At 54.8% G+C, this 24229-nt stretch carries 23 protein-coding genes; 12 read left to right on the top strand and 11 right to left on the bottom strand.

The window, feature by feature from the left end:
• The first annotated feature begins 48 nt into the window (after nt 1–48).
• The 4 genes from THINI_RS19815 to THINI_RS19800 all read left to right on the top strand — a co-directional run bounded on the left by THINI_RS19815 (nt 49) and on the right by THINI_RS19800 (nt 2744).
• Nucleotides 49–585 (top strand): PAS domain-containing protein, encoded by a 537-nt coding sequence (locus THINI_RS19815; protein ID WP_245536654.1) that lies wholly within the window; start codon nt 49–51, stop codon nt 583–585.
• Between the two features lie 175 nt (nt 586–760).
• Entirely contained in the window at nt 761–988 is a 228-nt protein-coding gene (locus THINI_RS19810) for a hypothetical protein (protein WP_002710299.1), read from the top strand.
• Nucleotides 989–1295: 307 nt separating this feature from the next.
• On the top strand, nt 1296–2174 hold the full coding sequence (locus THINI_RS19805) for an IS982 family transposase (protein ID WP_002708892.1): 879 nt from the start codon (nt 1296–1298) through the stop codon (nt 2172–2174).
• Nucleotides 2175–2252: 78 nt separating this feature from the next.
• Nucleotides 2253–2744 (top strand): Rrf2 family transcriptional regulator, encoded by a 492-nt coding sequence (locus tag THINI_RS19800; protein WP_002710298.1) that lies wholly within the window; start codon nt 2253–2255, stop codon nt 2742–2744.
• A 74-nt stretch (nt 2745–2818) separates the two neighbouring features.
• On the opposite strand, the gene THINI_RS19795 is transcribed toward THINI_RS19800, so the two are convergent.
• The 3 genes from THINI_RS19795 to THINI_RS19785 are packed head-to-tail and all read right to left on the bottom strand — an operon-like array spanning nt 2819 to nt 4746.
• Nucleotides 2819–3676 carry an alpha/beta hydrolase gene (locus THINI_RS19795; protein ID WP_002710297.1) on the bottom strand — a complete coding sequence of 286 codons (858 nt, stop codon included), beginning with the start codon at nt 3674–3676 and terminating at the stop codon, nt 2819–2821.
• 10 nt (nt 3677–3686) lie between these two features.
• Nucleotides 3687–4166 (bottom strand): cupin domain-containing protein, encoded by a 480-nt coding sequence (locus THINI_RS23810; protein ID WP_002710296.1) that lies wholly within the window; start codon nt 4164–4166, stop codon nt 3687–3689.
• Nucleotides 4153–4746 carry an RNA polymerase sigma factor gene (locus THINI_RS19785; RefSeq protein WP_002710295.1) on the bottom strand — a complete coding sequence of 198 codons (594 nt, stop codon included), beginning with the start codon at nt 4744–4746 and terminating at the stop codon, nt 4153–4155. The genes THINI_RS23810 and THINI_RS19785 overlap by 14 nt, the downstream gene beginning before the upstream one ends.
• Nucleotides 4747–5019: 273 nt before the next feature.
• Between THINI_RS19785 and THINI_RS19780 the strand changes: the two genes are divergently transcribed.
• The gene (locus tag THINI_RS19780; protein ID WP_002710294.1) at nt 5020–6096 is read left to right on the top strand and encodes a DesA family fatty acid desaturase; all 1077 of its coding nucleotides are present in this window, start codon (nt 5020–5022) and stop codon (nt 6094–6096) included.
• A 12-nt stretch (nt 6097–6108) separates the two neighbouring features.
• Complete coding sequence (locus THINI_RS19775) at nt 6109–6711, top strand: NUDIX hydrolase (RefSeq protein ID WP_002710293.1); 603 nt, start codon at nt 6109–6111, stop codon at nt 6709–6711.
• 210 nt (nt 6712–6921) lie between these two features.
• Here the strand turns inward: THINI_RS19775 and gcvA are convergent, their stop codons facing one another.
• Nucleotides 6922–7899, bottom strand: a complete 978-nt coding sequence (gcvA, locus tag THINI_RS19770) for a transcriptional regulator GcvA (RefSeq protein ID WP_002710292.1) — start codon at nt 7897–7899, stop codon at nt 6922–6924.
• Between the two features lie 138 nt (nt 7900–8037).
• Complete coding sequence (gene htpG, locus THINI_RS19765) at nt 8038–9927, bottom strand: molecular chaperone HtpG (RefSeq protein WP_002710291.1); 1890 nt, start codon at nt 9925–9927, stop codon at nt 8038–8040.
• 178 nt (nt 9928–10105) lie between these two features.
• Between htpG and rpe the strand changes: the two genes are divergently transcribed.
• From rpe to dusB, 6 genes are all read left to right on the top strand, one after another.
• Nucleotides 10106–10804: a ribulose-phosphate 3-epimerase gene (gene rpe / locus THINI_RS19760; protein ID WP_002710290.1), complete on the top strand. Its 699-nt coding sequence runs from the start codon at nt 10106–10108 to the stop codon at nt 10802–10804.
• Between the two features lie 153 nt (nt 10805–10957).
• Complete coding sequence (locus tag THINI_RS19755) at nt 10958–11632, top strand: phosphoglycolate phosphatase (RefSeq protein ID WP_002710289.1); 675 nt, start codon at nt 10958–10960, stop codon at nt 11630–11632.
• A gap of 91 nt (nt 11633–11723) precedes the next feature.
• Nucleotides 11724–13205, top strand: a complete 1482-nt coding sequence (gene trpE, locus THINI_RS19750; protein WP_002710288.1) for an anthranilate synthase component I — start codon at nt 11724–11726, stop codon at nt 13203–13205.
• 11 nt (nt 13206–13216) lie between these two features.
• Nucleotides 13217–13801 (top strand): anthranilate synthase component II, encoded by a 585-nt coding sequence (locus THINI_RS19745; RefSeq protein ID WP_002710287.1) that lies wholly within the window; start codon nt 13217–13219, stop codon nt 13799–13801.
• Nucleotides 13791–14204 (top strand): RDD family protein, encoded by a 414-nt coding sequence (locus THINI_RS19740; protein ID WP_002710286.1) that lies wholly within the window; start codon nt 13791–13793, stop codon nt 14202–14204. The genes THINI_RS19745 and THINI_RS19740 overlap by 11 nt, the downstream gene beginning before the upstream one ends.
• A gap of 10 nt (nt 14205–14214) precedes the next feature.
• Nucleotides 14215–15210 (top strand): tRNA dihydrouridine synthase DusB, encoded by a 996-nt coding sequence (gene dusB, locus THINI_RS19735; protein ID WP_002710285.1) that lies wholly within the window; start codon nt 14215–14217, stop codon nt 15208–15210.
• A gap of 14 nt (nt 15211–15224) precedes the next feature.
• On the opposite strand, the gene ppnP is transcribed toward dusB, so the two are convergent.
• Genes ppnP through rng form a run of 6 tightly spaced genes read right to left on the bottom strand, consistent with a single transcriptional unit; the run spans nt 15225 to nt 24207 of the window.
• The gene (ppnP, locus tag THINI_RS19730; RefSeq protein ID WP_002710284.1) at nt 15225–15536 is read right to left on the bottom strand and encodes a pyrimidine/purine nucleoside phosphorylase; all 312 of its coding nucleotides are present in this window, start codon (nt 15534–15536) and stop codon (nt 15225–15227) included.
• A 15-nt stretch (nt 15537–15551) separates the two neighbouring features.
• The gene (gene pmbA / locus THINI_RS19725; protein ID WP_002710283.1) at nt 15552–16895 is read right to left on the bottom strand and encodes a metalloprotease PmbA; all 1344 of its coding nucleotides are present in this window, start codon (nt 16893–16895) and stop codon (nt 15552–15554) included.
• Nucleotides 16896–16905: 10 nt separating this feature from the next.
• Nucleotides 16906–18354 carry a metalloprotease TldD gene (tldD, locus tag THINI_RS19720; protein ID WP_002710282.1) on the bottom strand — a complete coding sequence of 483 codons (1449 nt, stop codon included), beginning with the start codon at nt 18352–18354 and terminating at the stop codon, nt 16906–16908.
• Between the two features lie 8 nt (nt 18355–18362).
• Nucleotides 18363–19187, bottom strand: coding sequence for a carbon-nitrogen hydrolase family protein (locus tag THINI_RS19715; protein ID WP_002710281.1), 825 nt, complete (start codon nt 19185–19187; stop codon nt 18363–18365).
• A gap of 42 nt (nt 19188–19229) precedes the next feature.
• Nucleotides 19230–22742 (bottom strand): YhdP family phospholipid transporter, encoded by a 3513-nt coding sequence (locus tag THINI_RS19710; protein WP_002710280.1) that lies wholly within the window; start codon nt 22740–22742, stop codon nt 19230–19232.
• Nucleotides 22729–24207: a ribonuclease G gene (rng, locus tag THINI_RS19705; RefSeq protein ID WP_002710279.1), complete on the bottom strand. Its 1479-nt coding sequence runs from the start codon at nt 24205–24207 to the stop codon at nt 22729–22731. Before rng ends, THINI_RS19710 begins: the two co-directional genes overlap by 14 nt.
• Between the last annotated feature and the right edge of the window lie 22 nt (nt 24208–24229).

Genomic DNA, 24229 nt, shown 5'->3' with positions numbered 1-24229 from the left:
AAATACTTTAAAAAAACAGACCATTTTTACAAAAACAATCCATATTTCTTGAACTATTCTAGCTATTATTCCTATAATGCTTACGCGAGTGCGTTAGAGGGAATAGAAATGAATGGGAAGTTACCGTCTTCATTAATCAGGCCGGACTTATTGCAGACCCTGATTGACCACGCCGATCACGGCATCAGCATTGCTGAACGGGAAGGTGATGACACCATCCTGTTATACGTTAATGAAGCTTTTGAAAAAATGACTGGTTATTCAGCAGAAGAATGCCTGTTCAAAGATTGCCGCTTCCTGCAAGGTGATGATCGCGACCAGCCAGAACGCAGTAAAATCCACAATGCCATTCTCAACACTGAACCCATTCAGGTTGTTTTACGCAATTACCGCAAAGATGGTTCCATGTTCTGGAATGAACTGATGGTTACACCCTATTTTGATGAAACGGAGGGTGTCACTTATTATATCGGCATCCAGAAAGACATAACGGAGCTGGTCGTACTGAAAACCGAGTTATTGGCTTGCAAAAAACAATTGCTTGAACAGCAAATGGACAAAAAGAGCGGAAAGAATATTTTATAATAAAAATTTGCCCTAAATAAGAAACATTAACTCTTTAAAGAACGTTAACAAGCTATCAGCAGGGATACAAAGGTCTTTTGCATCTTGTGGTGTGAGCATATAACCTCTGTAAAACTTAAGTACATGTAAAGTAAAAATTATTGAATGCGTATGCAAGCCTGTTGGAGGTTTACCCATGGCAATCGGACATGCCCTGCAAAAAGGGACTTTAATCTACGTTTATGATCAGAGCGGCCATCAGATTACTTCAATCTCAGCCCCTGGGCGTTATCAGGAAGATGGCCTGAAAGGTTTTACGCCTGAAGCTGTACATGTGCAGAAAGGCCAGCTTTTGTACCTTTATAACGAGCGGGGGCAACAAACCGGTATATGTGCATCACCCTATCTGCCCGCTTCTACTTAATGCCAGAAACCGGTTATTCTATTAATCATAAAAATTATGGATTACGCACCAAGGGCTTGAGGTTTCCTCAGAGGGTGTTCAGCCCTCTGGGTTTTTATAAAAACACCATCGCATCCGTTAACAATTAACAAAACAGACATAAACAAAAGTAAATAGTTAGCATTATTACATACAAACTATAAAATAGTTGTACAACATGGGCGCATAGACTATAGTTAACCTGAGTTTTGCTTAAGCGGGGCAGGCTTCCGTCCCCATGGTATGTTTGAGATAACCACACCACCAAACAGCCAAAGGAACGGAAGCCATGGAAGACAGCTTACTGGAATTATTCTGCGACATAGACGATTTTTGCCAGCAGTTCGTGCCGGAGTGGAACCGCCGCCAACTGGCCAGCGGTGAACGCCAGCGCCAGCGTACACAGCAGCTGGCGCTAAGTGAAATCATGACGATCCTGGTGTATTTCCACCGCTCCAGCTACCGCTGTTTCAAGCATTACTACCTGTACCAGCGGGACAAGCTGCATTCGGCCTTCCCGGAACTGGTCAGCTACTCCCGGTTTGTTTACCTGACACCGACCGCCTTGATCCCGTTGTGTGTTTACCTGATGGGGCGGCGTGGCGAGCAAACCGGGATCAGTTTTGTGGACGCCACTTCCATTGCGGTATGCCACAACCGCCGTATCCACAGCCACAAAGTGTTCAAAAAGGTGGCGAAACGCGGCAAAACCTCAACGGGCTGGTTTTACGGTTTCAAACTGCATCTGGTCATCAACGACCGGGGGGAGTTGTTGGCTTTCCAGATAACACCCGCCAATACCGATGACCGCGCGCCCGTCCCCAAACTGGCGCGCGGACTGGTGGGCAAACTGTTCGGTGACAAGGGCTACATTTCCAAAAAGTTGTTTGAAACCCTGATGGAACAAGGTTTGCAACTGATCACACGGGTACGCAAAAACATGAAGAACCAACTGCTGCCCCTGGAAGACAAGCTGCTATTGCGTAAGCGGGCGCTGATTGAGACAGTCAACGACCAACTGAAAAATATCTCACAGATTGAGCATACCCGGCATCGCAGCATCGCCAACTTCATGGTCAATCTGATTTGTGGCCTGATTGCCTATACGTGGCAACCCAAAAAGCCGTCCTTGAAATGGGCAATGGAAGAAGTCATGCTCACGGCATAAGGTTTATGCAAAACTCAGGTTAGTTACTTATACGAGATGCATTTTTACAATGTTTTGTACAAGGAGAGGGAATAGAACATGAAACTGTCAACCAAAAGCCGATATGCTGTTACAGCAATGCTGGATATTGCACAGCATGATAATGCCCACCCTCTTACATTACAGGATATAGCCCTGAACCAAAACATTTCACTCTCCTACATTGAGCAAATTTTTTCTAAATTAAGACAGTCCGATTTGGTCAGGGGCATTCGAGGGCCGGGGGGTGGTTATTGTCTGGCACGCCCAGCCAACTTGATTAGCGTGACAGACATTATTGACGCTGTTGACCCTGAAGAGGCTGAACCGGCATATTCTGAAAAATCAGCCAAAAACACCCCAGCTGAACTGATGTGGAGACAACTCAGTTCCAAACTTCATGATTTCCTGCAAGATATTCACTTGAGTGATTTTATCGAAGATTCTATTTCACCACCATCCTATTTCGAGAGCATTAAAAGTACGCCTGCTTACCAGATTTCCCATATGTTCAAGCCACGTACTTCTTTATCGAACACAGCATTCAATTAATAAAAACAACTTCTCAACTCAATATACTCACTACTCTCTATCCCTGTCTGTTGACGGGGATTCTTTAAAAATCCTCAGCCTGTATTTTTATCCAGAAACGCTTTAATATCCTCAAAACTGGGAGCCAGCATCCGCAAGGGAGCAGCCAGACTGCCAATAACGTCTACATGATCTACGCCCGGATAAAGCCGCACCTCTACCGGCACGCCCGCTTGTTTTAAGGCTTCCGCAAACCGCTGGGTATGCTTCGGTGACACCCGTTCGTCGTCAGCACCATGCAGCAGCAACACGGGCGGCATTCCAGGGTAAACATTTCGCACTGGCTTGGCCGCCTGCGGATCAGCATTGGGGAAAATCGGCATCACTTCCGGGTCATCCAGCGTCAAATCATAAGGGCCAGCCAAGGCAACCAGCGCCACCAGCCGCGCCGTAACGCCACGCGCTTGCAGATAATGCCTATCGGTAGCCAACAACGCAGCGGTATGCGCCCCGGCAGAATGCCCCATCAGGATGTATCCCTGCAAAGGCTTGCCCAATAATTCCTCGACATGTTGCCCGGCATAGCGGATAGCATCCGCCACATCGTCAACGAAAGCGGGGAAACGCACCTGCGGATAGCGGCGGTAATCGGGAATGATCACCGGATACCCCAACCCGGTCAGGGCATGGGCAACAAAGGCGAAATCCGCCTTGTCCCCTTCCTTCCACGCACCGCCGTAGACAAAGACGATGGGTGGTTTATCCGTCGTGGTTTTGGGCAGGTAAATATCCATGGCCTGCCATTCCTGACTGCCGTATGTGGCATGTTTCAAAACATACTGGCCAGTTGGCAACACAAAATTCAGCACATCGGTGGCCTTGAGGTTAGTGCACCCTACCCCGACTGCGACCAACAGTATGGAAATCAAGCCAATCACCAGCGCGGTTTTCATGCTGTCCTCCCTACGCTGGCAATGCGCCTTTCAGGAAGGCCAACGCGCCGGTTTCGGTGCGTAACTTGCCGTGGTAAACACCTTTGGCGGCAAAGTGGTAATCGCCCGCTTTCAAATGCAGGTCGCCAAACCACAACTCGCCTTCCAGCATGATGCATTCCTCGTCGAACGGGTGCGGATGGCCGGGCATTTCAAAACCGGGGTCGAGCCGCGCCAGGTAGGTGAGCAAACCAGAATTGCCTTCTTGGTGCAGGATTTTGATGCGTGCGCCCGGTAAAGCTTCAATCCACTCACCTTCAGCCGCACGGATGGTCTTGAAACCCGGCAACATACCGGCTTCTTCCTGCGCCACTTTGGTCAGGAGGTTGTTGCGCATACGCGCCTCCAGCTCGGCAGGCAGCTCAACTTCTTCCTGTGCCTCTGCCAGCAGTTGCAGGATGTCTTCGTCCAGAACCGGAGCAGCTGCATTGATGTCGTCACGCTTTGGCATAATCACCCCCTTGCACAAACCCGGTTGCGGTCAGCGCGCCACGCAGGATGCTTTGCGCGCGCCGCAGGGTGGTTTTCACCGTCCCCAACGGCTCACCGGTGTAGTTGGCAATTTCCTGGTGGCTCAGGCCACGATAGAAAGCTAATGTAATCATCTGTCGCTGTTGTCCATCCAGTAGCTTCAAGGCGCTAGCCAGTTCATGGTGTTGCTCCACCCCCAGCGTAGCCGCCAGCGGGCCTGGCGTCGTCTCATCCGGGGCATCGTAAGCTTCCTCCAACGGCATCTGGTTACGGGTGGCACTGCCTTCCCGCCGCAGGCTGTCAATCGAACGGCTATGCGCCATCATCAACAGCCAACCCAAAGGCGTGGAACGCTCCGCGCTGTAACTGGATGCGTTATGCCACACCTGCATGAACACATCGCTGACGATTTCTTCAGCCAGCTCCGGGCTGGCTGTTACCTTGATGGCGACAGCATACACCCGCCTGACTGTCGCGTCGTAAAATATGCCCAGCGCTGCCTGATCACCCCGCTGGATTTTTTCCAGCAGGACATAAAGTTCACCCTGATCCTGCGCCATTTATGTTTCTCCACTGTAACCTTATCACGAGTCTAGCACAGGGTTATTTCACCCACGATCTACACCACCAACCATGCTGGAAAACTGTTAAAGAGGAAACCTTCCGCACAGGAAAGGTTTCCATCAGCCCCTGGCGTAAATGATGTTTGTGGACTATCACCAGTTAATACGCAGGCTGCCAACAAAGCGGATTCAACGGATGCAAATTTTTTTCGTTACCCTTGACGGATGTAGTAAAGTGTCAGGGTCGCAACCGAGGAGGAGGGTCTATTCATGGGTTTATTGTCGCACTGGCAGTGGTGGGAAATTTTGCTCGTTACCTTGGGGCTTACCCACATCACCATCGCCGCCGTCACCATTTTCCTGCACCGCGCGCAGGCGCACCGGGCGCTGGATTTGGGGGCAGTGCCATCACATTTTTTCCGTTTCTGGCTATGGCTGACTACCGGCATGGTCACGCGCGAATGGGTCGCCATCCACCGCAAACACCACGCCAAATGCGAAACCACCGAAGACCCGCACAGCCCGCAAACCCGTGGCCTCAACACTGTGCTGTGGCTGGGCGCATGGCTATACCGGCAGGAATCCCACAATCAGGAAACGCTGGAAAAATACGGCAAGGGTACGCCCGATGACTGGCTGGAACAGCACATTTACTCGCGTTTCCCTTGGCTTGGCGTCACCAGCATGTTCATCATCGACATCGTGCTGTTTGAAGCTTCTGGCATACTGGTATGGCTGACGCAAATGGCGTGGATTCCGTTCTGGGCGGCAGGCGTGATCAATGGCATCGGCCATTTCTGGGGCTACCGCAACTGGACGACCACCGACGCTTCCACCAACATTTCCCCCATCGGCATCCTGATCGGCGGCGAGGAGCTGCATAACAACCACCATGCGTTCGCCTCTTCCGCGCGCCTTTCCAGCCGCTGGTATGAATTTGATATTGGCTGGTTCTACATCCGCCTGCTGGAAATGCTGGGCATGGCCAAAGTGCGCAAGGTTGCCCCACGCCTGCGCGTCAACCCCAACAAGCTGACGGTGGATTTCGACACCGTAACCGCTGTCTTGGGCAACCGCTTGCAGGTGCTCTCCAATTTCGCCCAGCAAGTGATCAAACCCGTTACCAAGGCGGAATTACGCCATCAGGCCATCCTTGCCGAAAGCCAGGCGCTGCAAACCGTTTACCAGTTCCAGCAGCGTCTGCACCAGCTGTGGGAACGCACCACCGCCAGTCAGGAAGCGCGGCTGGAAGCCGTGCAGGAGTGGATCAATGCCGCCGAAAAAACCGGCGTTGCCGCACTGGAACAGTTTGCCCACCGGCTGCGTGGATACTCAGTCGCCGCCTGACGGGAGGTTGACGTGAACCAGCTGGATCAACTGACCGAAACCGACATCGCCCAGCGCCTGCGCCGACAGAGCCTGCCCACCCATGACGTGCCGCAGATTGCTGGTGGTCACGTCTGTCGGGAAGCTGGGGTACTAGTGCCATTCGTGCGGATGGGTAACAGTTGGCACTTGCTGTTTATCCGCCGCCCTGCTTCGGCAACCGACCGGCATGGCGGTCAGGTCGCGTTTGCTGGCGGCAAGCGTGACCCGGAAGACATTGACCTGATCGCCACCGCCCTGCGCGAGGCGCACGAGGAAGTGGGCATCCAGCCGCAGGATGTACGGGTGCTGGGGCAACTGACCCCGCACCACAGCGTCAGCCGTTTCCGCATCGCGCCGGTCGTCGGGGCTGTACCCTGGCCTTACAACCTGATTCCCAGCCCTCAGGAAGTAGCGCGGATTTTCACCATCCCGCTGAATTGGCTGGCGCAACCACAACACCACGAAATCCGTTACCGACAACTGGCGGATTTAACCGAACCTGTGCCGGTGGTGTATTTTCAGGAATATGATCATGAAGTGCTGTGGGGAGCGACGGCGCGGATTACGCTGTCATTACTGGCATGTTTGCAATAAAGGGAAAAAAAAGAAAAGCCCACGGCAAGAACATGAGGTTTTAAGAGGAGGAGGAGATATTCCCCATGTTCATATTCCGTGGGCATTGCATGTGACCTTACCGCTAGGAGGAGGAGAGAGAGGAGTATTAAGGCCACTGTTATTTTTGCAATGAGTGCATGTTAAAAACGAAACACATTGCGGACAAGCTACAATTTTTCAACCTGATGGTTAGCTTTCCTTACCCGATGCCTTGATTTGCAGTTGCGCTTCTTCCCGCAGCCATTCCACAAATGCGTCACACGCTTGCTGGTTGCCGCCCTCCCCGGCTTTTTGCGGGCGGACAATATAGTAAGCATGTTCCAGCGGCATCAGCAAATCGAAAGGGACACACAGCCTGCCTGCGTCAATTTCTGACTGCGCCAGTGGCTTCAGGCTCAGCAGTACACCCTGCCCGTCCACCGCTGCATCCAGCGCCAGTGAAACATGATTGAAGTGCAAACCACGGTTGGCGTTAACGCCCTCGACCCCATGCAGTTGCAGCCATTTCGCCCAGGTTGGATGGCCGACGTAGTTGGTATCATCATGCAGCAGCGCGTGGAAAGCGAGATCCTGCGGCGTCAGCAATGGATGTGGGTGGGCGTTTCCAACCAGCGCAGGGCTGCACACCGGCACTGCCGACACCGGGAACAGCTTCTCGGCATCCTCCCCGGCATGGCCACCCGTTGCAAAACTGATTACCACATCCACTTGGTTCTGACGGAAAAAACTGTCGATCGCACCAGCACCTTGTTGCAAATCAGCATCCACCAGCATGGCGTTACTGTTGATCTGCATATCGATTTCCGGATGCTGACGGGAAAAACGTGGCAGGCGCGGAATCAGCCACTTGGAGGCAAACGATGGGGCTGTACACACCGTAATGCTGAGCGTTGGTGTAGCACTGCGCATCAGACGCACGGCTTCCGCCAGATTGTTAAAGCCTTCACGGAGCTGGGGCAAGGCTGCCTCAGCTTGCGGTGACAGGACAATCGCCCGGTTTTTGCGCTCAATCAGGGCAAAGCCCAGATAATCCTCCAGATATTTGATCTGGTGGCTGATGGCAGCGCGGGTCACGCTGAGTTCTTCCGCCGCCTTGGTAAAACTCAGGTGGCGGGCGACAGCCTCAAAGGCACGCAAGGCGTTTAGCGGTGGTAATTGCTGTGACATGGCACGATAATGTCTAAATTATTTTACGGAACAAGCACTACCCTATCATACATGTAAAAAACAGCCCCGTTGGAAGAATTCAGGAAAATCCCCCGCCCACTTTGTGAGAGAGGGATCGACGAGTATTTGCGAATATTTTTATGCCATCGCCAGCATCAAACCATTCAGGCGATGCACGAAACCCGCCGGGTCTTCCAGCTGCCCGCCTTCGGCCAGGATAGCCTGATCCAGCAACACGCTCGCCCATTCGGCAAAGCGGTCGTCATCGGTTTCCGCCTCCATCCGCTTGAGCAGCGGGTGGGTCGGGTTGATTTCCAGCAGCGGCTTGGTGGTCGGCATTTCATGGCCAGCCTGCTTGAGCAAGTTCTGCATATACAGAGCCATGTCGTGCTCGCCAAGGATAATGCAGGACGGTGAACTGGTCAGGCGGTGCGAAACCTTCACGTCTTCCACCTTGTCTGTGAGTGCCTTTTTGATGTGTTCGACCATGTTTTTGGCTTCGGCTTCGACCTTTTCCTGCTCTTTCTTGTCTTCCTCCGTTTCGAGTTTGGACAAGTCCAGATCGCCTTTGGCAACGGATTGCAAGGATTTACCATCGAATTCCATCAGGTGCTGCACCAGCCATTCATCCACGCGGTCGGAGAGCAGCAGCACTTCGATACCCTTTTTGCGGAACACTTCCAGATGCGGGCTGTTTTTCGCTGCCGTGTGGGTATCGGCAGTGATGTAGAATATTTTGTCTTGGCCTTCCTTCATCCGGGCGATGTAGTCAGGCAGCGAAACCTTCTGCTCAGCGTTATCGTCCAGCGTGGAGGAGAAGCGCAGTAACTTGGCGATTTCTTCGCGGTTGCCGAAGTCTTCGCCGGGGCCTTCCTTCAGCACCTTGCCGAATTCTTTCCAGAAGCTCTGATATTTTTCCGGCTCGTTGGCAGACATGTTTTCCAGCAGGCCGAGGATTTTCTTCACCGAGCCGCTTTTCATGCTTTCGATGATCTTGTTGCCTTGCAGGATTTCACGCGACACGTTCAGTGGCAGATCGGCGGAATCGAGCACGCCGCGCACGAAGCGCAGGTAGCGTGGCAACAGTTTGTTTTCCTTGTCTTCCATGATGAAGACGCGCTGCACGTATAACTTCAGGCCGTGGTTGGTGTCGCGGTCGAACAGGTCGAATGGCGCTTTGGATGGCAGGTACAGTAGCGAGGTGTACTCGTATTTGCCTTCGACGCGGTTGTGGCTCCACGCCAGCGCGTCTTCCCAGTCGTGGGAAACGTGCTTGTAGAATTCCTGGTATTCCTCGTCTTTCACGTCGGATTTGGAACGCGTCCACAGCGCGTTGGCTTTGTTGACGGTTTCCCATTCCTCGGCCTGCTTGCCCTCTTCCTGCTTGTGCATCATGACCGGCAGCGGGATGTGGTCGGAATACTGACGGATGATGTTGCGCAGACGCCAGCCATCGGCCAGCAGCTTTTCGTCTTCTTTCAGGTGCAGGACGATTTCAGTGCCGCGTGTAGCTTTTTCGACCTGTTCCAGTGAGTAACCGGATTGCGCGTCGGACTCCCAACGTACAGCTTCGGAAGCTGCTGTTCCAGCCCGACGGGTGGTCAGCGTCACTTTGTCGGCAACGATAAAGGATGAGTAGAAACCGACCCCGAACTGGCCGATCAGGTGCGAGTCTTTCTGCTGGTCGCCGGTCAGTTTGCTGAGGAACTCCTTGGTGCCGGATTTGGCGATAGTACCAATGTTATTGACAACTTCATCGCGGCTCATGCCGATGCCGTTATCACGCACGGTGATCGTGCCTGCTGTACTGTCGAATTCCACTTCCACGCGCAGGTCGCCGTCGTTTTCATACAGGCTGTCATTGCCGATGGCCTCGAAGCGCAGCTTGTCACAAGCATCCGAACCGTTGGAAATCAGCTCACGCAGGAAGATTTCCTTGTTGGAGTACAGCGAGTGGATCATCAGGTGCAGAAGCTGATTTACTTCTGTCTGGAATTGCATGTTTTCCTTGGTTGCACTGTCAGTCATAGGTTGTTGGTCCTCACATCTTGTTCGTTCGATGGGCGAGAGATGGGGGCGTTTGTGGGAGATTTCAAGAGGAAAATACTAGCTCCCGACCTATCTCACCCGGAAGGGCTGCAATGGCGCGGCCTTTCGGGTAGAGTGGTGGCGTTTTTGATTGCCGTCATTTTGAGGAGAAGGTTTCATGGCACGTCAAGCTGATTTCATCGCACCATCCATCCTGTCTGCCGACTTCGCCCGTTTGGGGGAAGAAGTCGTCAACGTACTGACTTCCGGCGCTGACATCGTGCATTTCGATGTCATGGATAACCACTACGTCCCCAACCTGACCATTGGGCCACTGGTTTGCGAAGCACTGCGCAAGCACGGCGTAACCGCACCTATCGATGTACACCTGATGGTCAAGCCGGTTGACCGCATCATCCCGGATTTTGCAGCGGCTGGCGCGAGCTACATCACCTTCCACCCGGAAGCGTCCGAACACGTTGACCGTACCCTGCAACTGATCCGCAGCGAAGGCTGTAAATCCGGCCTGGTGTTCAACCCTGCCACTCCTCTATCCGTGCTGGAATACGTGATGGACAAGGTGGACATGATCCTGCTGATGTCCGTCAACCCTGGTTTCGGCGGCCAGAGCTTCATCCCGTCCGCGCTCGACAAACTGCGTCAGGCACGTAAGATGATTGACGATTCCGGCCTCGACATCCGCCTGGAAATTGATGGCGGCGTCAAAGCCAGCAACATCCGGGAAATCAAGGAAGCAGGCGCGGATACATTTGTCGCGGGTTCTGCAATCTTTGGCGCAGCTAAAACGTCTGACCCGCAGCACTACAACAGCATCCTGACTGATTTCCGCGCACAGCTGGCAGAAGCAAACGTATAAGTTTATAACCCTTTGAAGAACCCCCTCCCCAGCCCCCCCCCTTATCAGGGGAGAGAGCCTTGCCCGCAACTCCGAATTGCTGATGGGGGGCATCTCTTGTTCCTCCCCTGATAAGGGGAGGTTAGGAGGGGTTTCTTTCAGGAATCTATGATTATGTTCAAACCGAAAATGGTACTGATCGACGTAGACGGCACGCTGGTAGACAGCGTTCCCGACTTGGCGTTTTGCGTCGATGAAATGATGAAGCAACTGGACATGCCGGTACGTGGCGAAACCGCCGTGCGCCAATGGGTAGGCAACGGCGTGCAGCGCCTGGTGGAACGCGGCCTGACCAACGACCTCGACGGTATGCCGGAAACAGCACTCTTTGAACGCGCCATGCCCATTTTCATGGATTTGTATGCGGAAAATACCTCCAAACGCAGCCGCTTGTACGACGGCGTGCTGGAAGGTCTGGACTACCTGCAAAACTGCAAGGGTTTGAAAGTCGGCTGCGTCACCAACAAGGCAGCGCAATTTACCCACCCCTTGCTGCAAGATTTGGGCATTTTCGACCGTTTCGAGATCGTCATCAGCGGCGACACCCTACCGGAAAAGAAACCACACCCCCTGCCCCTGCTCCATGCTGCGGATGCACTAGGCGTAAAGCCGGAAGAATCCCTGATGCTGGGCGATTCCAAATCAGATGTGAAAGCCGCGCGCGCCGCAGGTTTCCAGATCATCTGCATGACATACGGCTATAATCACGGCGAAGATATTCGTAACTATGCGCCGGATGCTGTGATAGACTCCATGGCAGAATTAAGCAACCTGATTAGCTGCACATGATGAGACATTTTCCAAATAAAACGTGGCGATGGTGTTCCTGCTGAGACCTTTGCTGGAAGTGTTTCGTTGACCGTTTTATCTGGAAGTACCCATGAATCAGGATACCTTTGATACCCTTATTACCCAAGGCTATAACCGCGTTCCCGTCCGCCGCACCATCCTGGCGGATCTTGATACCCCGTTAAGCGCTTACCTCAAGCTGGCTGACGCGCCCTACTCTTACCTGTTCGAATCCGTACAGGGCGGGGAGAAATGGGGCCGCTATTCCATCCTCGGCCTGCCTGCCAAAACCATCATCAAGGTGTTTGGCCACACGGTGGAATTGCACCGTGCCCACCAGCCACTGGAAACCTTCGCTGTGGCTGACCCGCTAGCATGGATTACCGGGTTCCAGCAGCAATACCAAGTGCCGGATATTGAAGGCTTCCCGCGTTTCAACGGCGGGCTGGTCGGCTATTTCGGCTATGAAACTATCCGTTACATCGAGAAAAAGCTCAGCCGGGGGCGTGACAAACCTGACCCGATTGGCACGCCTGACATCCTGCTGATGGTATCGGATGAGGTCGTGGTATTCGACAACCTACGCGGCGAATTGCACCTGATCGTGCTGGCCGAAACTGGCGGCTTCCAGCAGGCGCAACAGCGGCTAGATACACTGGAACGCCAGTTGCAGGAAGCCCGCCGCCTGTACCGCCCTGCCCCCAAAACCCGGCAAATCGACGAAAGCGATTTCGTCTCCGGCTTTACCGAACAGGGTTTCAAGGATGCCGTCATCGCTGCCAAAGAATACATCAAGGCAGGCGACATCATGCAGGTGGTGCTGTCACAGCGCATGAGCATCCCGTTTGAAGCGCCGCCGCTGGATTTGTACCGCGCCCTGCGCCGCCTCAACCCGTCGCCGTACATGTATTTCCTCAACCTCGGCGATTTCCACATCGTCGGCTCCTCACCGGAAATCCTGGTGCGGCTGGAAGACAACGAAATCACCGTGCGCCCGATCGCCGGAACCCGCAAACGCGGCGAAACCGAACAGCGCGACCAGGAACTGGAAGCCGAGTTGCTCAACGACCCCAAGGAAATCGCCGAGCACCTGATGCTGATCGACCTTGGCCGCAATGACACCGGGCGCGTCAGCGAAATTGGTTCGGTCAAGCTCACCGACAAAATGATCGTGGAACGCTATTCACACGTCATGCACATCGTTTCCAACGTCACCGGCAAACTGCTGCCCGGTCTGGATGCGATGGACGTATTACGCGCCACCTTCCCCGCTGGAACGGTCAGCGGCGCACCCAAAATCCGCGCTATGGAAATCATCGACGAATTCGAGCCGGTAAAACGCGGCGTCTATTCCGGCGCAGTCGGATATCTGGCCTGGAATGGCAACATGGATACCGCCATCGCCATCCGCACTGCCGTGATCAAGGATGACATATTACACATCCAGGCGGGCGCAGGTGTGGTCTACGATTCCGTCCCCGACCTCGAATGGAAAGAAACCATGAACAAGGGGCGGGCGGTGTTCCGCGCTGCCAGTGCTGCACTATCCGGCCTCAACGGCAAACACAAGTGAGGAGGTGAAACATGAAAGTTCTGATGGTCGACAACTACGACAGCTTCACCTACAACCTTGTGCAATACCTCGGTGAATTGGGTGCAGATGTACAAGTGGTGCGTAACGACGAAATTCCAGTGGAAGCAATTGACGACCTTGCGCCCGACAAGATCGTACTTTCCCCCGGCCCCTGTACGCCAACCGAAGCAGGCATCTCCATCCCCACCCTGCTGCGCTTCGCGGGCCAAATCCCGATCCTGGGCGTATGCCTCGGCCACCAGTCTATCGGTCAGGCGTTCGGCGGCAACATCATCCGCGCCAAGGAAATCATGCACGGCAAAACCTCCATGATCCACCACAAAGGCATGGGCGTATTTTCCGGCCTGCCCAACCCGCTGGAAGCCACCCGTTACCACTCATTAGTGATTGAGCAGGCAACCCTGCCTGATTGCCTGGAAATTACCGCGTGGACAGAAACCCCGGATGGCAAGCTGGATGAAATCATGGGTGTTCGCCACAAAACCCTGCCGGTGGAAGGCGTACAGTTCCACCCTGAATCCATCCTCACCCAGTACGGGCACGAAATGCTGCGGAATTTTCTGGATGGAAAATAGCGTCACCCTGCTGCGCCGCCTCGGCGCGATGATCTACGACACCGTGCTGGCAGGTTTTAGCATTGTCATTGTCGCCAGCATCCCCTTTCTCCTGTTCAGCAAGGCAACCGGCGTTGAATTGCCTGACCCGCTGAAAGTGCTGGTCTACCTGCTGATGGCCTGGGGATTCTTCATGTGGTTCTGGACGCACGGCGGGCAAACGCTGGGGATGCGTGCCTGGAAAATCCGTATCGTGAGTGATGCAGGGCAACCCATCAACCGGCAACAAGCCACCCAACGCTTCCTGTGGGCTATTCTCAGTTGGGGGGCATTGGGCGTCGGCTTTCTGGTTTCCCTCATCGACCCGGAAAAGCTGGCTTGGCACGACCGTTTTTCCCGCACCCGCCTGATCCGTATCAGGTGAGCCAGCCCGAATGCAAATCGGCCCGTACACGCTGGATAACCCGCTGATCGTCGCCCCCATGGCGGGCGTGACTGACCGCCCTTTCCGCACCCTCTGCAAGCATTTCGGCGCTGGTCATGCCGTCAGCGAAATGATGACGGCAGACACCGCCCTCTACGCCCAGAAGAAATCATTCTACCGCGCCAACTTTGACGGGGAGCTTGCCCCGATAGCCGCGCAGATCGCCGGTTCCGAGCCGGAAACACTGGCGGAAGCCGCCCGTTATCAAGTGGCCAACGGTGCACAAATCGTGGACATCAACATGGGTTGCCCTGCCAAAAAAGTTTGCCGCAAACTCGCCGGTTCCGCCCTGCTAAAAGACGAAGCTCTGGTGAAACGGATACTGGATACTGTTGCCAACGCTGTCGATGTGCCGGTAACACTCAAAACCCGGTTGGGCTACGTCAACGGTGAAGAAAACATCCTGCGGGTAGCCGAAATGGCCGAACAGGCGGGTATTGCCGCCCTGGCAATTCATGGCCGCACCCGTGAGCAAATGTACACCGGGGAGGCAAGCTACGGGCTGATCCGTGAAGCCAAGCGCAACACCAACATCCCCATCATCGCCAACGGCGACATCAACAACCCGCAGAAAGCCAAACAGGTACTGGAACTGACTGGCGCGGACGCCATCATGATCGGGCGCGCGGCACAAGGCCGCCCCTGGATTTTCCGCGAAATCGCCCATTACCTGCAAAGCGGGCAATTGCTGCCCCCACCCACCGTTGAGGAAGTCCATACGGTTTTACTCAGGCATCTGGACGACCTGTATGCTTTCTATGGCGAATACAGCGGCTGCCGCATTGCCCGCAAACACATTGCCTGGTACACCAATGGCCTGCATGACGGCAACCGTTTCCGCCAGGCAATGTATGCCCAGGAAACCACTTCAGCCCAGTTCCAGGTTGTTGACGCCTACTTCAAATCCCTGCTGGGGCAAGGCGAACGCCTGACTTATGCGGTGTAGGAAGCCGTAGCCGACTAGCCAAAATGGCAAACGTAATGCAGGTCTTCCAGCGTTTCAATATCGAAGGAAGAATGACCCGCTACGTTGAATGATTGGCCACCTGCATACTCCGCCCACGCATCACTGCCCGCCATCCGCACTTTGCAACGGCCTTGCAGCAACTCCATGATTTCCGGCGCGCCAGTATTGAACGTCAACGTGGAAGGCAGGATCACGCCCACGCTTTTGCGCGTACCATCCGCTAGCGTCACCGTATGGCTAACGCACTTGCCATCGAAATAAACATTCGCCGTCTTGTTAACGCTGACATTCTCAAACTGACTCATAAACTTCCTTTAAAATTACTGACCTGCAATCGTCATTTTGTTGATCAAAATGGAACCGGTGCGGATACTACCACGTTCATCCACATCATCCGCAATACCGACGATGCCCTTGAACATGTCCTTGAGATTGCCCGCAATGGTCACTTCCTCCACCGGATGTACGATCATACCGTTTTCGACCCAATAGCCCACCGCACCACGCGAATAGTCGCCGGTAATGCTGTTGATACCGTGGCCGATCAGTTCTGTCACCATCAAGCCGGTTCCCATCTGCTGGAGCAGATCCACGAAACTGACGCCAGTATCCGCCAACAACAGGTTACTGGCTCCGCTGGCGTTGCCGGTGGTTTGCATCCCCAGCTTGCGGGCGCTGTAACTGCCGAGGAAATAACCCTGGATAACGCCATCCTTTACGATGTCGCGTTGCTGCGTCGCCACGCCTTCACCGTCATAGGAACGGCTGCCAAGCGCCTGGCGGATGAGTGGGTCTTCATGCAATTGCACAAATTCCGGAAACACCTGCTGCCCAATGGAATTCAGCAGGAAACTGGCCTTGCGGTACTGCGAACCACCGCTGATTGCCCCCACCAGATGCCCGACCAAGCCACGCGCGAGTTGCGGCACGAACAGCACCGGCGCTTCACGGGTGGAAAGCGAACATGCATGTAACCGGCGCACGGTACGCTGGGCCGCTTCCGCGCCCACGGTATCAGCAGACTCCAGATGCCCCGGAACCCTTGATACGGTATACCAGTAATCACGCTGCATGGAATCGCCTTCCTGCGCCACTACCGCACAACTCAACGAATGGCGGGTGGAATGGCGCACACCCATGAAGTCATGGCTATTGGCATACAGGCTCAAACCGGCGTGGCTGTCAACGCCTGCGCCTTCGCTGTTGGTAATGCGGCTATCGTGTTCGCGCGCAACCGTTTCAGCCTGTAGCGCCATTTCAATCGCCATTTCCGCATCCAGCTCCCACGGATGGTACAAGTCCAGCTTGGGGAATTCGTTCGCCATCCGCTCAGGGTCTGCCAAGCCATTGTACTCATCTTCGGAGGTGTAGCGGGCGATGCGGCAAGCGGCATCGAGCGTGTCTGCCAAGGCTTGCTTCGAGAAGTCACCGGTAGAGGCAAAGCCTTTACGGTGGCCGAAATAAACCGTCAGGTTGATGCCCTGATCACGGTGGTATTGCAATTTATCCACCGCACCCATGCGCACTTCGACTGACAGACCCGTGCTCTTGTCTATGTCCACTTCGGCAGCGGTCGCACCTTTGGCTTTAGCAACGTCCAATACATGTTCAGCCATCGCCTGGAATTCGGTGGCGAGGTCAAAACGATTTTCCAGTTCAATCATGTTGTTATCCTTATGCTGTGGCAGTTCCGCCGACGGTCAGGCCGTCAACCCGCAAAGTAGGCTGGCCAACGCCAACCGGCACGCTTTGGCCATCCTTACCGCAGACGCCAATACCGGTATCCAGTTGCAGGTCATTGCCGACCATGCTGACGCGGGTCAGTACATCCGGGCCATTGCCGATCAGGGTGGCATTCTTGAGTGGCTTGCCGAGCTTGCCGTTTTCGATCACGTAAGCTTCGGAGGCGGAAAACACGAATTTGCCGGAGGTGATGTCCACCTGCCCACCTGAAAAGTTGACGGCGTAAATGCCCTTGTCCACCGAAGCAATGATTTCTTCCGGCGCATACTCACCCGCGCGCATGTAGGTATTGGTCATGCGCGGCATCGGCAGGTGGGCGTAGGATTGGCGGCGGCCATTGCCAGTGGATTGCGTGTTCATCAGCGCCGCATTCTGGCGGTCGAACATGTAGCCTTTGAGGATGCCGTCCTCGATCAGGGTGGTACACTGGGTTTGCGTGCCTTCGTCATCCACGCTCAGGGAGCCACGGCGCTGTTCCAGTGTGCCGTCGTCTACCACGGTGATACCTTTGGCGGCCACCTGCTCGCCGATACGGCCAGCGAATGCAGATGTGCCCTTACGGTTGAAATCACCTTCCAGACCGTGGCCGATGGCCTCATGCAGCAACACGCCCGGCCAGCCATTGCCCAGCACCACGGTCATGCTGCCTGCGGGCGCGGCTTCGGCGTCGAGGTTAATCAACGCCTTGCGCACCGCTTCTTCGGCATATTCCTGTGCCTTGTGGCCGTTGAGGAAGAAATCCAGGCTGAAGCGGCCACCGCCGCCTGCCGTGGCGCTTTCGGTCTGGCCGTTGCGTTCGACAATCACGGAGACGTTGGCGCGCACCAGCGGGCGTACATCGGCGGTCATGCGCCCGCTTTCATCCACGATCATGATGATTTCGTGTACGGCGACCATGTTGGCCATCACCTGCTGCACATACGGGCTGGCAGCGCGGGCAAGGCTGTCGATCTGGCGCAAGAAACCGATCTTGTCCTCTTCGGACAGGGAGTTCAGCGGGTCATCTGTTCCGTACAAGCTGCGGGAAGGCGTGGTCACTTTCCAGGCATTCACGCTGCCGTTCTGCCCGGCGCGGCTGATAGCACTGGCTGCCTTGGCGGATTCCAGCAAGGCAGCCAGGCTGATTTCACCACTGTAGGCGAAACCAGTCTGTTCGCCACACACGGAACGCACGCCAACACCTTGCTCGATGCTGTAGCTACCGCTTTTGATGATGCCTTCTTCCAGACCCCAGGATTCATAGCGGGCAGACTGGAAATACAAATCGGCCAGCGTCGTATCCTTGGTCAGGAGCTGGCTGAACACCTGTTCCAGATGTTGTTCGGTCAAACCCGCCGGCTCCAGAAAGGCCGCGCGGGCGAAGTCGATTGCCTGTTTCATGTTATTCCTTACAGTTTGTTCTCTGGTGGGCAACGGTGGGAAAGCACCGGGAACGTTTTGCGGGTCTGTTCCAGCGCATCCATATCCAGTTCTGCCAGCACCACGCCAGCACCCCGGTCACACTCGCCGCGTATACGCCCCCAGTAGTCAATGATCATACTGTGCCCGTAGGTGGTGCGGCCATTGACGTGATAGCCACCCTGGCCGGGGGCAATGACGTAGCACAGGTTTTCGATAGCACGGGCACGTAATAGCGTTTCCCAATGCGCCTTACCGGTCAGTTCAGTAAAGGATGAAGGAATGACTAAAATCTGTGCACCCATAGCTGACAGACGCCGGTACAGTTCCGGGAAGCGTAGATCATAACATATCGACATGCCTAGCTTGCCGAACGGGGTGTCGACAATGACCGGCTCGCGCCCCGGCGTGGTGGTGTCGCTTTCGGTATAAACTTCCTGATTTTCGCTCAGCATGACATCGAACAGGTGAATCTTGTCATAGCGGGCGACGGCCTTACCCTTGTCGTCGAACAGAATGGAGGCGGCATAGGGGCGATCAGGGTTGTCGGAATGGACAGGGATAGTTCCCGCCACAATCCAGACGCCGTACTGTTTGGCCTGCTGGCTAATGAACGACTGGATCGGGCCATTGCCATAAGGTTCGGCAATTTTCACCCGGTCTGTTTCATGCACGCCCATCATGGCAAAGGTTTCCGGCAGCACCAACAGCCTGGCCCCACGCCCGGCAGCTTCCTTGATCAAGCGACCGGCCTCCATCAGGTTGGCTTGTACCTGTGGGCCTGATGCCATTTGCAGTGCCGCAACTATCGTCATTCCATTTCTCCCCGTGGTTTTTTGCATGGCGTCATTTTGTGTTCAATGCGGCAAAACATCAACATCCGTCTGTTTGGCTGGTGTTTTTATTTCGCTCACATCCGGTTTGGCCCATGAGCCTGTTACCTGGTAGCGGAAACCACCGGAAGAGTTCAATTTCTCTTCCAGTGATTTTTCCGTCATCGAGTTGAATAACAGCATGACGGCTCCTCCCCCCAGCCCGCCTACCGCCGCGCCCATCAACGGCAAGGCGGAACGCAGGTTGGGGATGACTGTCACGCTCTGGTTGTGTGTCTTGCTCACCAGGTCAGTACTGCCCCGGATGCCAGCGGTCATGGCAGGCGCGTCGATGATAGTGTCTTCGGTGGTCAGCACGCCATGCTCGAGGTGGAAGCTGCCGCTGATGCTGTCGAATGCAACCCCCCTGCCGGTCATGTCGCGGAAATCCATGCTTAGGCGCGTCGGCAGGCGCTGGATGTCCAACAGCCCCAGCAGACGCCCGATGCCGGGTTCCACTTCAGTCAGATTGCCCTTGCCCAGCGTCGCTTGCCCTTCCCCACTGAGCGAATCCAGCGCGAAACTGAAGGGCGCGCCTTGCCAGGCCAGTTGCGCCGTAGCGTGCAATTCCCCGCCTTGCAAACCAGCCTCGCTACCCTGCTCCACCAGCAGCTTGCCGGGGTCGGGGATATGCGCGATGGCATGTAACTCGGTACGGGAAGAGCCATCCGCTGCTGTATACCAACGCCCTTGCGTGGAAGAAAAGGCCAACAAGGGATTGCTGATTTCCAGCTTTTCAATCTGCAAGTCCTTACGCACCTTGTTCATGCTCAGGGTCAGGTTCTGGATGGGGAAATCACCCTTGCGGCAATCCCGGCAGGTCAGGCGCATGGCAGGGAAATCCGCTGGCGACAAACTGTTGCCTTTACCCTGATTGGGCATACTGTCACTCAATTGATCCAGATCAATGTGGTTGAGGTCGACGTTCACCCGCCCGCTGCTGATGTCCTTTACGGGCAAGTGCAGGTTGGCTTGTGCTTTGCCGGAACGGACATGCGCCTGCAAAATCGCCTGCCCTTCGGCTGTCAGGCTGGCCTTGCCCAGGGATTGCTGGCCGAGCTTCAGGTCGTCAATGCTGAGGTTGGCGCTGATGGGCGGCAATTCGTCCGCACCCTTGCCCCCCGTCTGACTTACGGAAGTACCCATGCCCTGCAAGGCCAGCAGGTCAAATGTTTCCAGTTCGCCACCGATGCTGACGCCCTGCGCAGGCAGTTTGGCTGGTTTGCCGCCCAAACTGATGCCAATGGCAGATGCCTGCTTGCCTTTGTGGGGCAAGGTTGCGGCCACTTTCAGGTGTTTCCCCATGTCCACACCCACTTGCCAGGGTTTGAGGGAATCAAATGGCAGCTCCACATCCACCTGCACCTTCCGCGCAGTTTCGGCAGGTTTGGCCAACGGCGCAGGCAAACTGATTTCCACCCCTTGCAAGTCGCTGAAGGAGTGGATTTTCAAGCTGGCGGGTGATTTGCTTTCCTTGAAATTGAAGGCTGGCAACTCCAATCGGGTTTCAATCGCTGTTTTGCCATGCAGGTAGTTTTTCAAGCTACTCAAGTTTTCCGGCAGGAACAGGGCCGGGTCGTTGTGCTGTTGCAGGCCAACCGTAATCACGCCTTTCGCCTTGTCGGTACTGGCGCTCAGTTTGACAGGCTGCTGCCGGTATTCGCCGCTGGCGCTATTAGTATCCACGCCATGCTGGTCAAAGTACACCGCGCCGTTCAGTTTGGTAAATGTCTGGTTATACTCAGGGATGGAAAAACGGTTGTCATGCAGGCTGACCAGCCCATCGACCTGCACCCCTTCCTTGTCCAGTATGCTTTTTGTCAACGGCACATCCAGCTTCAGGCGCAGGTCGGAAGGCCCGGAGAATTTCGCCACCTGCATGAAATCCCGCAGACTCCTGCCGATGGGCGCATCCTGCAAATAATTCATGTGTGCCTGCAAATCACCTTGCGTGTCCAGATCCAACAGTAGTCGGGCATTCTTATGCATATCAGGAATATCAACCGTGCCACCCACCACATCCAGATCCATGATTTTGGCGCTTTTGACCTTGGCGCTCATGCTGGCGTTATGGAAACGCAACTCACCGGTCACGGCACGTGCCTCCGGCCATTCCGGCAAATAGGCCAACACGCCATTCTCGATATCAAAGCGGATGTCAAACTCCCCGGCATTGTTGCGGAACGGAAAATCTGCCGGGTTGCCACGCAGGATAAACTCCCCACGCGGTACGTAACCATGGACAATCGCCGTTTTTAACCACTTCTCGGTACTGTCAGGCAACATGGCCGGAATGTAGTTGCGCACATTGTCTACCGTGCGCTGGGTAGCAAAATGCATGTTCAAGTTGATTTCCGCAGGCTTGCCCACCGGCACATCCAGCGTAGCGGAACCTTGCGCACTGGCATCCGGGTTGCGTGCCTGTAGCCCGGTCATTTGCCAGTACCAACCGGTTTCCTGCACCGACCATTGCAAATCAGCATCCAGCGCATCCACCCGCAGGGGCTGCTCGAACCAGTGTGGATAATTCAGGGTGCTGTCTTTGACTTTGACTTTAACCTTGCCACCATCGTTGTCGGCGACAAAGCTGGCATTAACCCCGTTCATGGCCGGGATGGTTTCAGTCCCTTGCCAACCCAGATAAGAAATTTCACCCTCACCACTGACTTGCAGCGGTTTGCCGGTCACGGATTTGATGTTGGCGTCCAGTTTCAATGCACCTGTCGTGACGCCATATTTCTTCAGCAAGGGAGAGGGCAAGGCTGCGAGGTTGAATATCTGGGTGCGGGTATGCAGATTGCCATCCCAGACAGTCTCACCATCATCGGTTTTGGCCTGATGCAGCACGGCGTCTACCGCCAATGATTCACCTATTTCACGGGGAAACAGGGCATCGGCTTGCAGGATGATTTCCTGGGGCAGGAATTCACCGGTAAATTGCAAATCCCCTAACGCCAGCGTGCGGTTATTGACTGTATCCATCCAGTGGACAAAACCGCCATTGATGTCGACCCGGATGGGTGACTTGCGCTCAATATTCAGGGCGGAATTTTTCTGTCCCGGCAGCGGAAACTGCAAACCTTCCACTGTTGGCAACCCTTCGCTATCCTGACGCAGCACAAACTCCACGCCTTCGAGTTGCACGTCCGCCGGTTGCAGGCGCAGGGTGCGCAGGCTCTCGCGCAAATCCAGCGTCAGCGCCAGTTTCTGGATGTGGATGGGGGATTGCCCGGAAGCTTCCGTCAGTTGCAGGTTTTCCATGATCCAGCGCGGGTCTTCGCTATCCCGGTCGACGCGGATAGACCCAATACTGATCCGGTTACCAACGAAATCAGACAATTCCTTTTCGAGTATGCCTTTGTAATCATCCACCATTGGCAACCAGAAGTTCGCCAGCCCCACCAGCGCAACCAGAAAAATGGCCAGATGAAAGAAAAACGTCAGCAGCAGGTATGTCAGGCGGATGATAAAACCGCCTTGCCCGCTAGAGAAGTACAACGTCGAAATGCTCCTGGGTGTAAAGTGATTCCACTTGCAGCCTGATCGGTATGCCTACAAATTGTTGCAGCTCCGCCAAACTGTCGGATTCTTCATCAAGCAGCAAATCTACCACTTCCTGCGATGCCAGCACCAGCAATTCACGCGCGTCAAACTGGCGTACCGCGCGCAGGATTTCGCGGAAAATTTCATAGCAGACGGTTTCGGCAGTTTTGACAAAGCCATTACCGCCACACGAGGGGCAAGGTTCACACAAGATATGTTCCAGGCTTTCACGGGTGCGTTTGCGGGTCATTTCCACTAGCCCGAGTGGCGAGACATCGCAGACGTAGGTTTTGGCGTAATCCTTTTCCAGTGATTTTTCCAACAACTTGAGCACCTGTTGGCGGTGGTCATGTTGCAGCATGTCGATGAAGTCGATGATGATAATACCGCCAAGATTCCGCAGCCGCAATTGGCGGGCAATGGTTTGCGCGGCTTCCAGATTAGTGCGGAAAATGGTCTCTTCCAGGTTGCGGCTGCCAACGAAACCACCGGTATTTACGTCGATAGTGGTCATCGCCTCGGTCTGGTCGATGATCAGGTAGCCGCCGGATTTGAGCGGCACCTTGCGTTGCAGGGCTTTCTGAATTTCCTCCTCGACGCCGTGCAAATCAAAGATCGGGCGCTCACCGGGGTAATGCTCGATAGTACCGGCCAGATCGGGGATGTATTTCTGGCTGAATTCGATGACCTTGGTAGCGGTTTCGCGCGAGTCAATCTGCACCCGACTGATCTTTTCGCCCACCATGTCGCGTAGTACCCGCAACACCAGCGGCAGGTCGGAATACACCAGCGTCGGCGCGGGCGACTCCGCCGACGTTTTTGCAATATTTTCCCATAGCTTGCGCAGGAACTTCATGTCGCGGCGTAATTCAATTTCGCTGATCCCATCCGCTGCTGTACGCACAATATAGCCGTAATCATCACCGAGTTCAGTGCGGAGCTGTTCGATCAGCTTACGCAGCCGCTCACGTTCCGCCGCCTCCTCGATCTTGCCGGAAATGCCCAGGTTGTTGTTGTCAGGCATCAACACCAGATAACGCGAAGGAATGGTGACGTGGGTGGTCAGACGTGCGCCCTTGGTACCAAGCGGATCCTTGATGACTTGCACCAACAGCTTCTTGCCCTCGTATAGCAATTCGCTGATCTGTACGGTCGGGCGCGGGATAGTATGGTCGTGGAATTCTTCGAGTGAGGGATGGGTGAGGTCGGATGCGTGCAGAAAGGCAGATTTTTCCAGACCGATGTCGATGAACGCGGCCTCCATCCCCGGCAGCACCCGACAGACCTTACCTTTGTAGATATTGCCGACAATGCCTTTACGGGAAGTCCGTTCGATGAGTACCTCCTGCAAACAACCATTTTCAAGCAAGGCGACCCGTGATTCCTGTGGGGTGACATTAATTAACAGTTCTGCGCTCATGAATCCGCCTTCGCTTTGATTT

Source organism: Thiothrix nivea DSM 5205, from assembly GCF_000260135.1.
GTDB lineage: Bacteria > Pseudomonadota > Gammaproteobacteria > Thiotrichales > Thiotrichaceae > Thiothrix > Thiothrix nivea.
This window is presented reverse-complemented; position numbering and strand designations above follow the sequence as displayed.

Bases quoted from the DNA above. Each gene is read 5' to 3' on its own strand.
- THINI_RS19715 (WP_002710281.1), bottom strand. From the start codon at position 19,187: ATGACGATAGTTGCGGCACTGCAAATGGCATCAGGCCCACAGGTACAA.
- THINI_RS19785 (WP_002710295.1), bottom strand. From the start codon at position 4,746: ATGGCGCAGGATCAGGGTGAACTTTATGTCCTGCTGGAAAAAATCCAG.
- ppnP (WP_002710284.1), bottom strand. From the start codon at position 15,536: ATGAGTCAGTTTGAGAATGTCAGCGTTAACAAGACGGCGAATGTTTAT.
- THINI_RS19805 (WP_002708892.1), top strand. From the start codon at position 1,296: ATGGAAGACAGCTTACTGGAATTATTCTGCGACATAGACGATTTTTGC.
- THINI_RS19755 (WP_002710289.1), top strand. From the start codon at position 10,958: ATGTTCAAACCGAAAATGGTACTGATCGACGTAGACGGCACGCTGGTA.
- trpE (WP_002710288.1), top strand. From the start codon at position 11,724: ATGAATCAGGATACCTTTGATACCCTTATTACCCAAGGCTATAACCGC.
- dusB (WP_002710285.1), top strand. From the start codon at position 14,215: ATGCAAATCGGCCCGTACACGCTGGATAACCCGCTGATCGTCGCCCCC.
- THINI_RS19810 (WP_002710299.1), top strand. From the start codon at position 761: ATGGCAATCGGACATGCCCTGCAAAAAGGGACTTTAATCTACGTTTAT.
- tldD (WP_002710282.1), bottom strand. From the start codon at position 18,354: ATGAAACAGGCAATCGACTTCGCCCGCGCGGCCTTTCTGGAGCCGGCG.
- rpe (WP_002710290.1), top strand. From the start codon at position 10,106: ATGGCACGTCAAGCTGATTTCATCGCACCATCCATCCTGTCTGCCGAC.
- rng (WP_002710279.1), bottom strand. From the start codon at position 24,207: ATGAGCGCAGAACTGTTAATTAATGTCACCCCACAGGAATCACGGGTC.
- THINI_RS19800 (WP_002710298.1), top strand. From the start codon at position 2,253: ATGAAACTGTCAACCAAAAGCCGATATGCTGTTACAGCAATGCTGGAT.
- htpG (WP_002710291.1), bottom strand. From the start codon at position 9,927: ATGACTGACAGTGCAACCAAGGAAAACATGCAATTCCAGACAGAAGTA.
- gcvA (WP_002710292.1), bottom strand. From the start codon at position 7,899: ATGTCACAGCAATTACCACCGCTAAACGCCTTGCGTGCCTTTGAGGCT.
- THINI_RS23810 (WP_002710296.1), bottom strand. From the start codon at position 4,166: ATGCCAAAGCGTGACGACATCAATGCAGCTGCTCCGGTTCTGGACGAA.
- pmbA (WP_002710283.1), bottom strand. From the start codon at position 16,895: ATGATTGAACTGGAAAATCGTTTTGACCTCGCCACCGAATTCCAGGCG.
- THINI_RS19780 (WP_002710294.1), top strand. From the start codon at position 5,020: ATGGGTTTATTGTCGCACTGGCAGTGGTGGGAAATTTTGCTCGTTACC.
- THINI_RS19795 (WP_002710297.1), bottom strand. From the start codon at position 3,676: ATGAAAACCGCGCTGGTGATTGGCTTGATTTCCATACTGTTGGTCGCA.
- THINI_RS19740 (WP_002710286.1), top strand. From the start codon at position 13,791: ATGGAAAATAGCGTCACCCTGCTGCGCCGCCTCGGCGCGATGATCTAC.
- THINI_RS19745 (WP_002710287.1), top strand. From the start codon at position 13,217: ATGAAAGTTCTGATGGTCGACAACTACGACAGCTTCACCTACAACCTT.